11 protein-coding genes are annotated in these 16,010 nt (G+C 61.6%); 10 read left to right on the forward strand and 1 reads right to left on the reverse strand.

The features are described 5' to 3' along the window. Positions 1-3: 3 nt before the first annotated feature. Complete coding sequence (locus tag L1075_RS04870) at positions 4-867, reverse strand: DMT family transporter (RefSeq protein ID WP_246940464.1); 864 nt, start codon at positions 865-867, stop codon at positions 4-6. A gap of 71 nt (positions 868-938) precedes the next feature. On the opposite strand from L1075_RS04870, the gene L1075_RS04875 reads away from it, so the two are divergent. The 10 genes from L1075_RS04875 (at position 939) to ilvD (ending at position 15,957) form a co-directional block, all read left to right on the forward strand. Then, positions 939-1,424, forward strand: coding sequence for a DUF192 domain-containing protein (locus tag L1075_RS04875; protein ID WP_246895528.1), 486 nt, complete (start codon positions 939-941; stop codon positions 1,422-1,424). Between the two features lie 62 nt (positions 1,425-1,486). Further along, positions 1,487-2,293 (forward strand): sulfite exporter TauE/SafE family protein, encoded by an 807-nt coding sequence (locus tag L1075_RS04880; protein WP_245798011.1) that lies wholly within the window; start codon positions 1,487-1,489, stop codon positions 2,291-2,293. A gap of 231 nt (positions 2,294-2,524) precedes the next feature. Continuing rightward, positions 2,525-3,502 carry a TAXI family TRAP transporter solute-binding subunit gene (locus tag L1075_RS04885; RefSeq protein WP_075368082.1) on the forward strand — a complete coding sequence of 326 codons (978 nt, stop codon included), beginning with the start codon at positions 2,525-2,527 and terminating at the stop codon, positions 3,500-3,502. 161 nt (positions 3,503-3,663) lie between these two features. Continuing rightward, on the forward strand, positions 3,664-6,261 hold the full coding sequence (locus L1075_RS04890; protein WP_246895527.1) for a TRAP transporter permease: 2,598 nt from the start codon (positions 3,664-3,666) through the stop codon (positions 6,259-6,261). A gap of 173 nt (positions 6,262-6,434) precedes the next feature. Then, positions 6,435-7,226, forward strand: coding sequence for an MOSC domain-containing protein (locus tag L1075_RS04895; protein ID WP_040242625.1), 792 nt, complete (start codon positions 6,435-6,437; stop codon positions 7,224-7,226). A gap of 119 nt (positions 7,227-7,345) precedes the next feature. Further along, complete coding sequence (locus tag L1075_RS04900; RefSeq protein ID WP_246895526.1) at positions 7,346-7,888, forward strand: putative pterin-binding protein; 543 nt, start codon at positions 7,346-7,348, stop codon at positions 7,886-7,888. Between the two features lie 2 nt (positions 7,889-7,890). Then, positions 7,891-10,098 (forward strand): ATP-binding protein, encoded by a 2,208-nt coding sequence (locus tag L1075_RS04905; protein ID WP_246895525.1) that lies wholly within the window; start codon positions 7,891-7,893, stop codon positions 10,096-10,098. 40 nt (positions 10,099-10,138) lie between these two features. Further along, on the forward strand, positions 10,139-11,380 hold the full coding sequence (locus tag L1075_RS04910) for a DUF945 family protein (protein WP_246895524.1): 1,242 nt from the start codon (positions 10,139-10,141) through the stop codon (positions 11,378-11,380). Positions 11,381-11,471: 91 nt separating this feature from the next. Beyond that, the gene (gene lon / locus L1075_RS04915; RefSeq protein ID WP_246940467.1) at positions 11,472-13,928 is read left to right on the forward strand and encodes an endopeptidase La; all 2,457 of its coding nucleotides are present in this window, start codon (positions 11,472-11,474) and stop codon (positions 13,926-13,928) included. 316 nt (positions 13,929-14,244) lie between these two features. Then, entirely contained in the window at positions 14,245-15,957 is a 1,713-nt protein-coding gene (gene ilvD / locus L1075_RS04920) for a dihydroxy-acid dehydratase (protein ID WP_246940470.1), read from the forward strand. The last annotated feature ends 53 nt before the right edge of the window (positions 15,958-16,010 follow it).

Below are 16,010 nucleotides of genomic sequence, written 5' to 3' on the forward strand. Positions count from 1 at the left end.
TATTCAGGACGCGGCGCGAGGACGTCGCCTTCCTGGCAGGTTGATCACCGCCAGCCCGGCGATGACCAGTGCCCCGCCGAGCAACTTGTGACTATCCAGGCCATCGTCGAGCAGCCAGACGCCGAGGAAAACGGCGATGACCGGCATAAGCAACGTCAGCGGAACGACGCGGTTGATCGGGTGACGGCGCAGCAACGCATACCACAAGCCGTAGGCGATGATCGACGACATTACCGCCGTGTAGAATACCGCGCCCCAGCCGATCCAGCCGGCATGGCGAAGCGTCTGCAAGTGCTGAGTCTCGAAAAGCCAGCTGCCCAGTGCGACCTGGGGAATCGCGAACAGCGCGATCCAGCCGGTCAGCGTCAGCGGCGAGATAGCCGGCGCACGCTTGATGATCAACGTCGACACTGCCCAGGCCAGGGCGCTGGTCAAGAGCGTCAACGTGGCCGTGGCATTGGGCAGTGCCGGCCCACCGGCGAGTATCACGGCGCCGGCGAAGGCCAGCAACAACCCAAGCAAGCGCCGAAGGTCGAGGCGTTCCTTGAGAAATACGGCGGCGAGCAAGGTGGCAAAGGGCGTCCCCATCTGCACCAGCAAAGCGCCGGTACCGGCCTCGGCCTGCCCCAGGCCCAGAAACAGCAACGGAAAATGCAGCCCCCCGAAGGTGACCGATAGCACCAGCAGCCACGGCAGTTGCCGTCGTGTCACGCGGGTGAAGGGGACGACCAGAACGGCGACCAGCATGAAACGCAGTGTCATCAGCATCAGTGGCGGCATGTCATCCACGCCGACCTTGATGACGATGATGTTGAAGGCCCAGATGACGATGACCAGAAGGCCAAGCAGGAGGTCGCGAAGCGGCACGGGGGCGTCCTTGTAGGCGAGTGACGTCAGGCATCATTCGCGTTGGGTGGTAGAACGCAAGAGGATAGCGCATGAAACGGACATTGTACGTGTCGGGCTGGATGGTGTTGGGCCTGTTGGCGCTGACATTCGTGCCGGCGTTTGGAGAGGAGCGCTCGACGCTCGAACGCGCCACCTTGGAAGTGGCCGGAGAGACGCTATCGGTGGAGGTAGCCAGGCAGGCCGACGAGCGTTCCCGGGGATTGATGGAGCGCGACGTGCTCGCAACGGATGCTGGCATGCTATTCGTCTACCCACGCCGACAACCTCCTGAGGCGGCGTTCTGGATGTATCGCACGCGTATCCCGCTGGATATTGCCTTTCTAGGCGCGGACGGTGAGGTACGCGCCATCCGGCGCATGCTGCCGTGCCAGGCCGCTTCCAGCGCCGAGTGCCCCAGTTATGCGGCCAAGGTGCCGTTTCGCGCGGCACTGGAGGTCAATGCCGGATACTTCGACCGGCACGATATCGAAGTGGGGGATCGGCTTCCGATCGCGCCATTGCTATCGCCGCGCTAGGCTAGCGGGCCGGCTGTCGACGCTGAAGTGGTACCGAATGTTCGATGACAAGGAGTGAGCACGTGGATCCGATATGGTGGTTGGCTTATCTGGCCTTGGGCGGTGTGGTGGGTATCTTCGCTGGCCTGTTGGGGGTCGGCGGTGGCGGCATCATGGTGCCGATACTGACATCGCTGTTCGCTCTGCAGGGGTTCCCGCATGACACCCTGGTGCATGTGGCGCTCGGGACGTCGCTGGCCGCCATCGTACCCACATCGCTGGCGAGCCTGCGAGCGCATCATCGTCGCGGCGGGGTGGTATGGCCGGTAGTGCGCTCCATCACGCCGGGCATTCTAGTGGGGACGTTTCTGGGCACATTCCTGGCGTCCCACGTACCCACGTCGGGGTTGGCCATCTTCTTTGCCTGTTTCATGGCCTTCGTCTCGTTACAGATGCTGATTAATCTCAAGCCCCAGCCGTCGCGCACCTTGCCGGGCGCCTGGGGCGTATCAGGCGTGGGACTGGGCATCGGCGGTATCTCCGCTTTGGTCGCCATCGGTGGCGGTTCGTTGACGGTGCCGTTTCTCACCTGGTGCAACGTCTCCATGCGGCGTGCGATCGGCACGTCCGCGGCGGTGGGCCTGCCGATCGCGTTGGCAGGGGCGATCGGCTACCTGATCAATGGCTGGGGAGAGCCGGGGTTGCCTGTGGGGACGCTGGGGTTCGTCTACTGGCCGGCGGTGATCCTGATGGCGAGCGTGAGCTTCTTCACCGCGCCATTGGGCGCTCGGCTCGCCCATCGTCTACCCGTGTCTGCGCTCAAGCGCATTTTCGCGTTCGTCTTGATGGCGCTATCGGTAAAGATGTTGTTTACCGTGCTGTCGGGTTAGACGTTAGTCGAATACGGGCTCGATATGGAAAACGTCTGTTCCGGTCGGCGCAACGGGCGGTTATCATGCCCGCCGGCTATCGGCTTTAGCACATATTGCCTAAGCTGGTTGCAAGGGAATTGAATGCGCTGGAGCGTACTGCCTTCGCAGTGCTTTTCGGTCGCTCCCGATTGCCGGTCGTGGCCTCGGCCTTGCGATCGGCTCGTCAAAATAATGTTAAAGAGGTGATGCATGAAACGTTACGCCTTTACCGCTGCGCTATTCTCCGGGGCCCTGCTGGGTGCCGCCGCGCTTTCGACGCCGGCGATGGCTCAAGATCAGGAGCGCTTCGTCACCATCGGGACAGGTGGGCAGACAGGGGTTTACTACGTGGTGGGTCAGTCGATCTGTCGTCTGGTCAACCGTAACTCGGAAGACACCAACATTCGCTGTAACGCACCGTCTACCGGTGGCAGCGTGGCCAATATCAACGGCATCAAGTCCGATGAGCTGAGCATGGGCGTCGCGCAATCCGACGTGCAATATCGTGCTTACAATGGCGAGGGTGATTTCAAGCAGCCGATGGAAGACCTGCGTGCGGTATTTTCCGTGCACGGCGAGCCGTTGACCGTTCTGGCGCGCAAGGATGCTGATATCCACGGGGTCGAAGATCTCAAGGGTAAGCGCGTCAACATCGGCAACCCGGGGTCCGGCCAGCGCGCCACCATGGAAGTGCTGATGGATGCCGAAGGCTGGGACAAAGATGTGTTCTCGCTGGCCTCCGAGTTGGGCGCTTCCGAAATGGCCTCGGCGCTGGCGGATAACAACATCGATGCCATGGCGTATGTGGTCGGCCATCCCAATGGCGCGATTCAGGAAGCAACCACGACCGTAGATGCCAACCTCGTCCCGCTGAACGATGACGCGGTGGATGGCTTGGTCGAGGAATATCCCTACTACGCCAAATCGGTCATTCCCGGTGGCATGTACAAGGGCAACGATGAAGATGTCGAGACGTTCGGCGTCAAGGCGACTTTCGTGACTTCCTCCAAGGTGGATGACGATGTCGTCTACGAAGTGGTCAAGGCAGTGTTCGACAACTTCGATCGTTTCAAGCGTCTGCACCCGGCCTTCTCCAACCTGGAACCGGAAGAAATGATTTCCGACGGTCTCTCCGCGCCGCTGCACGAGGGCGCCAAACGCTATTATAAAGAGCGTGGTTGGTTGTAAGCGTTAGCTTGATGTCGTGCTAGACGATGCGCGGCCGCTTCGGCGCCGCGCATCTCTGGTTCTGGCCACGCGGTGGCGAACGAAACAAGCGACTGTGATGTGTTTTTTGGTCGGTCAGGGCACGCGAAGCACGCCCTGACCGACACCACCGGGACAACAGTATGCAAGACGATAAGTCGACGGCATCCACGCGAGAAGCCGAGCTTGAAGAACTGGCTGCCAACGAGACCGGGGCTCGCAAGCCCGCGGGGCCGGTTGGCAAACTGCTGCTTTGCGTGGCGGCGGTCTGGTCGTTGTTCCAACTCTGGATCGCTTCGCCCTTACCCTTCGTGTTTGGTTTTGGGGTGTTCAGTGCCACGGAGGCACGTTCCATCCATCTGGCTTTTGCCATCTTCCTGGCTTTCATGTCCTATCCGGCCTTCAAGCGCTCACCGCGCGGTAGAGTGCCGATGCTGGACTGGGGGTTGGCTTTGGTAGGCGCCTTTGCGGCGTCCTACATGTATTTCTTTTACGAGCAGCTTGCACAGCGCCCTGGCGCGCCGATCCTGCAGGACGTCATCATCGGTGTGATCGGTCTGTTGTTGCTGTTGGAAGCCACGCGACGTGCGCTTGGGCCGCCGCTGATGATCGTGGCGCTCGTGTTCATCGTCTATTCGCTGGCGGGCCCCTACATGCCAGGAATGCTGGCGCATCGCGGGGTGAGCCTTTATGGCCTGGTCAATCACCAGTGGCTCACATCGCAAGGCGTGTTCGGCATCGCCTTGGGCGTGTCGACCAGCTTCGTGTTCCTGTTCGTATTGTTCGGCGCCTTGCTGGATAAGGCAGGGGCCGGAAACTATTTCATCAAGATGGCGTTTTCGATGCTGGGCCACTATCGCGGCGGCCCAGCCAAGGCGGCGGTCGTCGCCTCGGGCATGACCGGTCTTATTTCGGGCTCCTCGATTGCCAATACCGTGACCACCGGTACCTTTACCATTCCCATGATGAAACGTGTCGGCTTTAGTCCCACCAAGGCCGGTGCGGTCGAAGTCTCGTCGTCGGTCAATGGTCAGATCATGCCGCCGGTGATGGGGGCTGCGGCGTTCTTGATGGTCGAGTATGTGGGCATTTCCTATGTTGAAGTCATCAAGCATGCCTTCCTGCCGGCGTTGATTTCCTATATCGCACTGATCTACATCGTTCACCTCGAGGCACTCAAGGCCAATATGCGGGGGCTCGAGAGCAGCAACCCAGTACGCCCATGGCTGCAGAAAATCGTCGGTTTCCTGACCGGGCTGGTGGGTATCATGGCCCTGGCACTGATCGTGTATTACGGGTTGGGGTGGCTCAAGCCGGTGTTGGGCGATGCCATGCCGTGGGTAGCCGCCGTTGGGCTGGCAGTGATCTATGTGGCGCTGCTCAAGCTAGGGTCGCGTTACCCCGAGCTCGATAAGGACGATGCCAGTACTGACATTACGGTGTTACCACAAACGCGGCCCACGGTAATGGTGGGGCTCTATTTCCTGCTGCCCGTCGTGGTGCTGGTGTGGTGCCTGATGGTGGAACGCTTGTCGCCAGGCCTCTCGGCATTCTGGGCGACCGTGCTCATGATCGTCATCATTCTGACCCAGCGTCCGCTGGAGGCATTCTTCCGTGGACGCGGCGGGTTAGGCAATGAAGTCAAGCGTGGCGTCGTCGACCTCTGGGAGGGCCTGATCGACGGTGCACGCAACATGATCGGCATCGGCATCGCCACGGCGGCGGCGGGGATTATCGTCGGCGCTGTATCCCAGACCGGGGTAGGGCTGGTACTGGCAGGTTTGGTCGAGACGCTGTCGATGGGCAATCTGTTGCTGATGCTCATGCTGACGGCGGTGTTGAGCCTTATTCTGGGGATGGGGCTGCCAACCACGGCTAACTATATCGTGGTCTCCGCGTTGCTGGCACCGGTCATCGTCCAGTTGGGCGAACAGAATGGCTTGATCGTACCGTTGATCGCGGTGCACTTGTTCGTCTTCTATTTCGGCATCATGGCCGATGTGACGCCTCCGGTGGGACTGGCCTCGTTCGCCGCCGCGGCGATTTCCGGGGGCGACCCCATTCGCACCGGTTTTCAGGCGTTTTATTACAGCTTGCGTACGGCGGCGCTACCTTTCCTGTTCATCTTCAATACCGATCTGCTGTTGATCGATGTGAACTGGTGGCACGGCATACTGATCTTCGTGGTGGCGACAGGAGCGATGCTGATCTTTGCCGCCGCCACGCAGGGCTACATGGTGGTGAGAAACCGTTGGTACGAGAGTCTGCTGCTGTTGCTAGTGGCTTTCACGCTGTTTCGCCCCGGCTTCTGGATGGACATGATTCATGATCCTTATCGGGACATCCCTCCTGCGCAGTTCGAGCAAGCGTTGGGCGCCATCGATAACGATAGCAACCTGCGCGTTCGTGTCGACGGTCTCGATGCCTATGGGTTACCCACCAGCTTCGTGATACTGGTGCCGGCGCCGGATGGCGACAGCGGTAGCGAGCGTATGCAGAACCTGGGGCTGACCTTGATGCAGGAGGATGGCAAGACGCTGGTCGACATGACCGATTTCGATAGCCAGGCGGAGGAGCTGGGCTTCGATTTCGACCAAGAGATCGTGTCGATCCGTGCGCCTGTCGAGCGCTGGCCGAAGGAGTGGATGTGGATACCGGGACTGGCGGTATTCGCACTCGTCGTCTGGCTGCAACGTCGCCGGCGGCCGACACCGAGCCGGCACGTCGACGCCACGACGTAAACGGACGCATCGCGTCGACGCTGCGCCCGCCTCGAGAGAGGCGGGCGTTTTTGATGGTGGCTGTCGCCCGGCGCATGGAAGAGGCAATGGCGTGTCACTATCGAGGCGGCAGTCGGTATTTTTTGCGACAATACGCCAAGATACCTTCTCCCCATAAACCCAATGAGGCTGCCATGGCGACACTGTCCACGATTCACCTTTATCCCATCAAATCCACGGCGGGACGCATGCAAGAGTCGGCATGGGTCGGTGTGGAAGGGATCGTAGGCGATCGGCGTTTCATGGTCGCCAAGCCCGATGGCACCTTTCTAACCGCCCGCACACACCCTCAGTTGCAGCGCGTGACCGCAACATTCGACGGTCAGACGCTGAGCCTGTCGCATCCGCAACTGCCCGCGTTGGAGCTCGCGGTGGAGACCTTCGATCTGGCGACCTTTGCCACCACAGTATGGGCCGACGACTTCGATGCCTGGACCACGCATGCACGCCTCGATGCCTGGTTCAGTGAGGTGGCGGGCGAACCCGCGCGGTTGTTGTGGCTGGGTGAACAATCCGCACGTTATCGGCGCTCCATCGAACAGCGCGTCAGCTTTGCCGACGGCTACCCGCTGTTATTGATCTCCGAGGCCTCGTTGGCCGATCTCAACACGCGTACTGCTGAGCCTCATCGCATGGCGCAGTTTCGCCCCAATCTGGTGATCGCGGGTACCTCGGCGTATGCCGAGGACGAGTGGCGACGCATCCGTCTGGGCGAGGTCGTGTTCCGCGTCGACAAGCCGTGCGCACGCTGCGCCATGGTCAGCGTCGATCCCGCCACGGGGACATTCAAGGAGGGGCGCGAACCCTTGCGCACGCTGGCCGGTTACCGGCGCGGCGAGGGCGGCAAGGTGTATTTCGGGCAGAACCTGATTGCCGAAAACGAAGGCCGCATCACGCGTCATGATCGCCTCGAGGTGCTGGAGTGAGGATAGACCGGCCACGACATTCGGCAACCGAGTCTGGCATGCAAGCACCATGTTGCGGTGGTAGGGTCATTGGTAGCGGTATGACGTTTTTGCTCGCACTCGGATGGGAACGGCTAATCATGAGTATCTTGATGACGCTGAGGCAATGCCTGGGACGTCGAGGCATGATGGCCGGATTTGGCCTCTTTTTGCTCATGTCCAACGCCTCGGTGGTACATGCTCACCCATTGCCGGTGCCTGAAGGAAAGGTCATGTTGACCGTGGAGGGAGATGTCTCGCGTACTAACGGTGATGGCGTGGCACGGTTCGATCGCGCGATGCTTCAGGCGTTGCCGCAAGGCACCATCGTCACGCACACCCCCTGGACCGAAGGTGCGTCGCGCTTCGAAGGTCCTTTACTGGGTGCGATTTACGATGCGGTCGGCGCTCACGGCGATTCGCTGCGCGTCGTCGCGTTGAATGATTTCGCCGCTGATGTGCCGCTGCCCGAGGCAAAAGAGTACGGGGTAATTCTGGCCATGCAGCGCGACGGCGAGCCGATGCCGGTGCGTGAGTACGGCCCGCTTTTCGTACTTTATCCTTTCGATGACCACCCCGAACTGCAGACCGAGGAAGTGCGTTTCCGCTCGGTCTGGCAGGTCGCGCGTATCGTCGTGGAATGATGATGGCTTGGCGTTCCCGTATCCATCTCGTGTCGCGTTTGCCGATGCGGCTCAAGCTTGGGGCCTGCGCGGCGATTCTGTTTTTCGTCGCGGCCCTGGTGGTGGTCAGTCTGATCATCTGGCGACAGGAAGTCCTGGCCAAGAGCGTTGCCGGCGACGCCGCTTGGGCGGCCTACAAGCTGGATCGGGAAACCATCCAGATGCGTAATGCCGTCTTGCAGGCCGAACAGAGCCCGGGTGAATTCGATGACGTGCGCATGCGCTTCGAATTGCTGTATAGCCGTATCAATCTGCTACGAGAAGGCGAAATCGCCGAGCTTTTCCAGTCGCTGCCCGAAGCGCGAGCGCTGTTGCCGGAGATCCTGTCGCGCAGCGATGCGCTCGATGCCGCCTTGAAACGGATGTCCTCCGAGTCCCCCGAGCTTGCCTCTCTGGATGAACGCTTGCAGACGTTGAGCGGTCTCAGCGAACGCCTCGTCGTATCGGTCAACGCTTATCTCGCCGAATCCAAGACGCGTGAGCGCGAAATGCAGTTGGCACTCTATGCCGCCTTGCTGGCGCTGATCTTGCTGATGTGTGTCGCCACCGTGCTGGTAATTCGCTTCCTGTTTCAGGAGGCGGGAGAGAACATCGCGGCGCGCCGGGCATTGGAGCATCTGAGCCAGGAGCTTCAGGAGACCGCGCGTCATGCCGAGTCCGCCAACCAGGCCAAGTCGGATTTCTTGGCCACCGTCAGCCATGAGATACGCACACCGCTCAACGGCGTGTTGGGTATGACGGAACTGCTGCGTGAGCGCGCGCTGGATGAAACCTCGTATCAATATGTCGAGACCATCCACGATAGTGGTTCACAGCTGCTGGCGTTGATCAGCGATCTGTTGGATTTTTCCAAAATCGAGGCCGGGCATCTGGACATCGAGCGTGAGATGTTTTCTCTCCCCGAGCTTGTCGGGTCCTTGATGCGATTGCTCGAGCCGCGCGCCACATGTGTCGAGTTCGCGAGTGTCGTCTCGCCGGCGTTACCCGAGTATCTGGTCGGCGATGTGGGGCGCTTGCGCCAGGTGTTGCTCAACCTTCTCTCCAACGCGCTCAAGTTTACGCGGCAAGGTAGCGTGACGCTGATCGTCAAACCGATGCGTGGCGATTGGATACATTTCGAGGTAAGCGACACCGGTTGCGGCATCGAGGATGTCGACCGCGAACGTTTGTTTCAGCCTTTTTACCAGGGGGCAGCCACGCAGAATGGGACCGGCTTGGGACTGGCTATCAGCAAGCGTCTGGTGGAAGCCATGCAGGGGCGTATCGGCGTCTCGAGTCTGGCCAATGAGGGCAGTCGCTTCTGGTTCGAGCTGCCATTACCCCGCGACGCCGAACGCGGGGGAAAGCACATTCCGTCAGGAGAAACATGGAGCGCGACGGCAGCATGCACGGCGCCCCTGCTGGTGATTGAGGATAATCCCGTCAATCGCCAGGTGGCGGTTGCCATGCTCGAGCGTCTCGGGCATACGGTGAATGTAGCCGACAGCGGCGAAGCTGCCTTGGCGCTGACCGAGCACACACCGTTCGCCTTGATTTTCCTGGATATTCGCATGCCTACGCTCGATGGGCCGGAGACGGCACGGCGGATTATCGCCCAGGACGGTCCGAATCAGACCACCCCTCTGGTCGCGATGACTGCGAGCGTCACCACCCAAGAACACCAACGGGCCTTGGCCGCCGGTATCGCGGAAGTGTTGACGAAGCCCATACGCCAGCAGGTTCTGGTCGATACCCTAGTGCACTTCGGCGTACGCGATCCGGCAGAGGCGACCACGCCTGACGAGGTCCGGTCATCTGCCATGGTGGAGTCTGCGGATACGATGCCGGCACTCCTCGATCGCCCGGAATTCGACATGCTTGGTGAGGCGCTGGGAGTGGCGCAGCGCAGCGCGCTGGTCGCCGCTTGGCAGTATCAGTCCCGGGTGCTGGAGGAGGCGCTCGATGCGGCAATCGTCGATGCTGACATGACACGTACGGCCGAGCTGGCCCATCGCCTCAAGGGCGAATCGTCGTCGCTGGCCTTGATGCGCTTGGTTCACGGCAGTGATTGCCTGGAGCGCGCGGCGCGCCAGGCGGACGTGGACGAGGCCGGCCGACAGTGGAGAATGTTGCGTCCCACCATCACCTCGTCGCGTCAGGCGCTGCGCATGGCCAATGACATGCCCGCCTGAAAAGACGTGAATGCGCCGCGCTTGATCTGGAGACATCATAATGCACAAAAAACGCTGGATCGGCGGGGCTTGCCTGCTTGTGTTGTTAGGCATCGGTTGGTGCGCGGCGCAGGCGTGGTCGAGTCATGTCGGCGAACAGGCGCTGGAGCGTCTGACTGCACGGCTGGATGCTCGCGATGGCTGGCAGGCCTCGCGGCATGAGGTCGAACAAGGGTGGTGGCATTCCTCCGGGGTCCTGCGTCTGGAAACCGTCGCGCCGGAAGGCAGCCCGCTGCGCGTGGCGCTGCCGTACCGCGTTCGCCACGGCGTTCTGAGCAGCCATCTCGATGGCGAAGCGGTCGTCACCCATGCGGGGGAAACGTTGTTGGCGGCGGATGCGGCTCCGACATGGCAGGCGACTTACCGAACGTTGTCGGGCGACATGAAAGGGCAACTGAAATGGCCGGCGTTCACCTCTCGCGGTGTGCTGCCGAAGCCGGCGTCGCTGGAAGTCGGCGCCGGCGAGCTGATGTTGCGTGGGCATGCCGGTGACGTGCGTTACCATCTTCGCTCGGCCCCGTGGCGCGTCTCGCTGGGCGAGGTATCGCTGGATATCGGCGCGCTCGACGTTGAAGGGCGCCATCGCGGCGACGAGCGGACCTTCCATCACACCACACGCCTTTCTCTGGCGACGCTGACCTGGCACGGCGGCGCGCCGTTCTCGCTGAATGCGCTGAATTACGAGGCCGATATGCGCCTTGACGATGAGACCTTCGGCTATCACGGCGAAGGCGACGTGGCGGATATCGCCGTGGCGGGGCAATCGGTGGCCTCGGGACGCATGTCGCTGGGGCTGGAGCGCGTCGATGCCGATGCACTGCGTGCTTTGGTCGAACGCATGCCTGCCGATAGCGTAGGCGCCGACAGCGGCCGTGACGTGACCTCTATCGATGAGACGTCGCGGTGGGCGCGCTTGACCCCTTTGGTGGCGGATGTGCTGCGTGATTCACCGCGACTCACGTTGAAGGCCCTTCAAGTGACCAGCGAGGCCTTCGGCGTCGATAGCCGCGCCTTCGGCGAATTGACGCTCGACGGTGATGATTCGGCCTCGCTGGCGGCCACACCGGTGACGTCCCCCGCTTTTTGGCGCCACCTCCAGCAACGTCTCGATGGCCACGTCACGCTTGTCGATGCGCCGGCGCTTTTGGCCTTGCATCTGGGGCTTGCACCGGAAACGCCGCGTTTGGTGTTTCGCATCGATGACGGTCAGTGGCGCGTCAATGAGCGTGCGCTGCATTGGTAAGCATCACCTCGTGTAGGCTTGAAGTTCGTCGATGACGCCCGCATTCCTTTTGGCAAACGGGCGATTTGCCCGACGACTCTCAAGGTGAATGATGAGCGAACGCGATCAGGATCAATCCAGAGATTTTTACGCCGAACTCGAAGAGGCTCGGCAAGACGCCGAAGAGGAAAATTCCCCGGCGCAGGACGACCAGGAGTCGACCTCCCAAGGACGCGCGGTAGTGCCGACGCAGGACTACCTGCCCGAGCGTCTCTATCTGCTGCCGATTCACAACCGGCCGTTCTTTCCCGCGCAGGTGCAGCCGCTGGTCATCCACCGCGAACGCTGGGAAGACACCATGGAGCGGGTCGGCAATACGCCGCACCAAAGCGTCGGGGTGGCGTTCGTCGGCGATTCCGGCGTCGATGAGTTAGGACCCGGTGACTTTCCGGAGATTGGCACGGCGGTAAAGGTCCATCGCTCGCAGACCGAAGAGCAGCAGATCCAATTCATCGCCCAGGGGGTGCGGCGTTTTCGCATCGTACGTTGGTTGTCGAAGACACCGCCGTACCTGGTCGAGGTCACCTATCCCAAGGAATCCATCGAGGCCAGCGACGAGGAAGCGCGCGCCTACGCCATGGCGATGATCAACGGCATCAAGGAATTGCTGCCGATCAACCCGCTGTATGGCGAGGAACTCAAGCATTATCTCAACCGCTTCAGTCCTCATGAGCCTGGTCCGCTGACCGATTTCGCTGCGGCCATCACCTCGGCCAAAGGGCCTGAGCTTCAGGAAGTGCTCGAGACGCTGCCGGTGATGGCGCGCATGCAGAAGGTGCTGCCGCTGCTGCGCAAGGAAATCGAGGTAGCGCAGCTGCAAAGCGAGATCAGCGAGCAGGTCAACGCGCAGATGCAGGACCGCCAGCGCGAGTTCTTCCTGCGAGAACAGCTCAAGGTCATCCAGCGTGAATTGGGGATCTCCAAGGACGATCGCGAGAACGATGTCGATACCTTCCGCGAACGCCTCGAGAACCTGGAAGTGCCCGAGCGCGTCATGGAACGCATCGAGGACGAGCTGGGCAAGCTCTCGGTACTCGAGACAGGCTCGCCGGAATATGGCACTACTCGCAATTATCTCGATTGGTTGACGTCGCTGCCGTGGGGGATTACCTCCGAGGATCAACTCGACCTGCCGCGTGCCCGCAAGATCCTCGACCGAGACCATGACGGTCTGACGGACGTCAAGGAGCGCATCGTCGAGTTCCTCGCCGAAGGTACCTTCAAGGGCGATGTCGGCGGTTCCATCCTGCTGCTGGTCGGCCCGCCGGGGGTCGGCAAGACCTCGGTGGGACGCTCCATCGCCGAAGCCCTGGGCCGCGAGTTCTATCGCTTCTCGGTGGGCGGCATGCGCGACGAGGCCGAAATCAAGGGGCACCGGCGCACCTATATCGGGGCGATGCCAGGCAAGCTGGTGCAGGCGCTCAAGGAAGTCGAGGTCGAAAACCCGGTGATCATGCTCGATGAGGTCGACAAGATGGGCCAGTCGTTCCAGGGCGATCCGGCCTCGGCGCTGCTCGAAGTGCTCGACCCCGAGCAGAACGTCGATTTCCTCGATCACTACCTTGACGTGCGCATGGACCTTTCCAAGGTACTATTCGTGTGCACCGCCAACACGCTGGATTCGTTGCCGCCGGCGCTGCTCGACCGTATGGAGCAGATCCGTCTGTCGGGCTATATCGCCGAGGAAAAGATGGCCATCGCCAAGCACCATCTGTGGCCCAAGCTGCTCGAGCGCGACCGCATTCCCAAGAAGCGCATCAACCTCACCGATGCCGCACTCAGACGCGTGATCGAAGGCTATGCGCGCGAGGCTGGGGTGCGTCAGTTGGAAAAGCAGCTGCACCGCATCGTGCGCAAGGCGGCGGTGACGATGCTCGAAAACGAGCAGGATACGGTCAAGATCTCGGTCAACAACCTCGAGGACTTCCTGGGCGCGCCGACGTTCCGTAAGGAAAAAGTGCTCAAGGGCGTCGGCGTGGTCACCGGGCTGGCATGGACCTCGATGGGCGGGGCGACGTTGCCGGTCGAAGCGGCACGCGTGCACGCGAAATCGCGCGGTCTCAAGCTCACCGGCCAGTTGGGCGACGTGATGCAGGAGTCGGCGAACATCGCCTATAGCTATACGATGGCGCATCTCAAGGAGTTCGGCGCCGACCCGACCTTCTTCGACGAGGCGCATGTGCATATGCACGTGCCCGAGGGTGCCACGCCCAAGGATGGCCCCTCGGCTGGCGTGACGATGACCACGGCTCTGCTGTCGCTGGCCAAGCAGCAGCCCCTTGATCGGCCCCTGGCGATGACCGGGGAATTGACGCTGAGCGGCCAGGTGATTCCGGTAGGGGGAATTCGCGAGAAGGTAATCGCCGCGCGGCGCAGCGATATCTTCGAGTTGATTCTGCCCGAGCCCAACCGCCGCGATTATGAGGAGCTGCCCGATTACCTCAAGAAGGGGATGACCGTGCACTTCGCCAATCGCTACCGGGACGTGGCCAAGGTGGTCTTCGCCTAGCTGCGTCGCACACGGCCCGAAGGGTCGTATTCACGTGCTCACTATTGGGCGCGATCGGATGTCCGATCGCGCCCAACGTCGTTACAATGGGCTTACCCCTTTCTGCGCGGGGCATGGCGAGTCGCTTTATCCAGGTCGTTTCACTAGAAGAGCCGCTTCACGAGAGCCGCCTTACCCAAGAAATACGAGGCCCGCGCAACGTCATGTGACCGTGACGCCTCGACGCACGTCGCTCGTCTTTATCGCTGCATCATCACAGCCGGCATGCGTCGCCCATAATTCGCCCTCGGGCCTACCAGACGAAAAGGAGCACTTGATGAGCCAGCAGGACTTTCCGGAGAACGCCGATCCGCGTCGCCGCCATTCCGCCAATGTGGTCGACGGCCCGGGCAAGGCGGCCAGTCGCGCCATGCTACGTGCGGTAGGCTTCAACGACGAGGATTTCACGAAGCCGCAGGTGGGCATCGCCTCGACCTGGAGCCGCGTCACGCCGTGCAACAGCCACATCAACGTATTGGCCGACGCTGCCAGTGACGGCGCCGATGCTGCCGGTGGCAAGGGTGTGGTGTTCAATACCATCACCATCTCCGACGGTATCGCCAACGGCACCGAGGGCATGAAGTACTCGATGGCCTCGCGCGAGATCATCGCCGACTCCATCGAAGCCGTTTCCGGCTGCGAGGGTTTCGATGGCGTGGTCGCCATCGGTGGCTGCGACAAGAACATGCCGGGCTGCATGATCGGTCTGGCGCGTCTTGATCGCCCCAGCATCTTCGTCTATGGCGGCACCATCCAGCCCGGCGCCGGGCATACCGATATCGTCTCGGTGTTCGAGGCGATGGGCGCCTATTCTCAGGGCAACATGTCACTGATCGACGTCAAGCAGATCGAGGAGACGGCGATTCCGGGGCCGGGCTCCTGCGGTGGCATGTACACCGCCAACACCATGGCGTCGGCTATCGAGGCCATGGGCATGAGCCTGCCCAACTCCTCGGCGCAGGAAGCGGTCTCGCAGACCAAGAACGACGATTGCCGCGCCGCTGGCGAAGCCGTGCTCAAGCTGCTCGAACTGGATCTCAAGCCTTCCGACATCATGACCCGCAAGGCGTTCGAGAACGCCATTACCGTGGTCATCGCGCTGGGCGGTTCGACCAACGCCGTGCTGCACTTGCTGGCGATTGCCAACACCATTGGCGTCGAGCTCTCGCTCGACGACTTCACCGAGATCGGCAAACGCGTGCCAGTGTTGGCGGACGTGCGTCCGAGCGGCCACTACATGATGAGTGAGCTGGTAGCCATCGGTGGTATCCAGCCGATGATGAAGATCCTGCTCGACGCGGGCTTGCTCCACGGCGACTGCCTGACCGTGACTGGTAACACGCTGGCCGAGAATCTGGCCGATGTGGCGCCGTACCCGATGGATCAGGACATCATCAAGCCGCTCGACAAGCCGGTCAAAACCTCCAGCCACTTGCGCGTTCTCTATGGCAATCTGGCACCGGAAGGCGCGGTCGCCAAGATTACCGGCAAGGAAGGCACGCGCTTCACGGGGCGTGCGCGAGTCTTCAACTCCGAAGAGGAAGCACAGGCGCGGATCAATGATCTGACCGTGGTTGCCGGGGATGTGGTGGTCATCCGCTACGAAGGTCCCAAGGGTGGCCCCGGCATGCGCGAGATGCTGACGCCAACTTCGGCGATCATGGGGCGCGGCCTGGGCGACAAGGTCGCACTGATCACCGATGGGCGTTTCTCCGGCGGCAGTCACGGTTTCGTGGTTGGGCACATCACGCCGGAAGCCTTCGTGGGTGGCCCCATCGGTCTGATCGAAGATCATGATGAGATCACTATCGATGCCGAGAATGACGTGATGACATTGCATATCAGCGACGACGAGATGAATCGGCGTCGCGAGGCCTGGAAGCGTCCGGCACCGCGCTACACGCGTGGCACGCTGGCCAAGTACGCCAAGACGGTCAGCTCCGCGTCTAAAGGGGCAGTCACCGATCTGCCCGAAGCGCTGGACGACTGAGGCGGCGTTTTCTTTGCATCACCAAAGCGGCCCCTGCGGGGGCCGCTTTTCAT

It is taken from the genome of Chromohalobacter beijerinckii (genome assembly GCF_023061185.1).
GTDB lineage: Bacteria > Pseudomonadota > Gammaproteobacteria > Pseudomonadales > Halomonadaceae > Chromohalobacter > Chromohalobacter beijerinckii.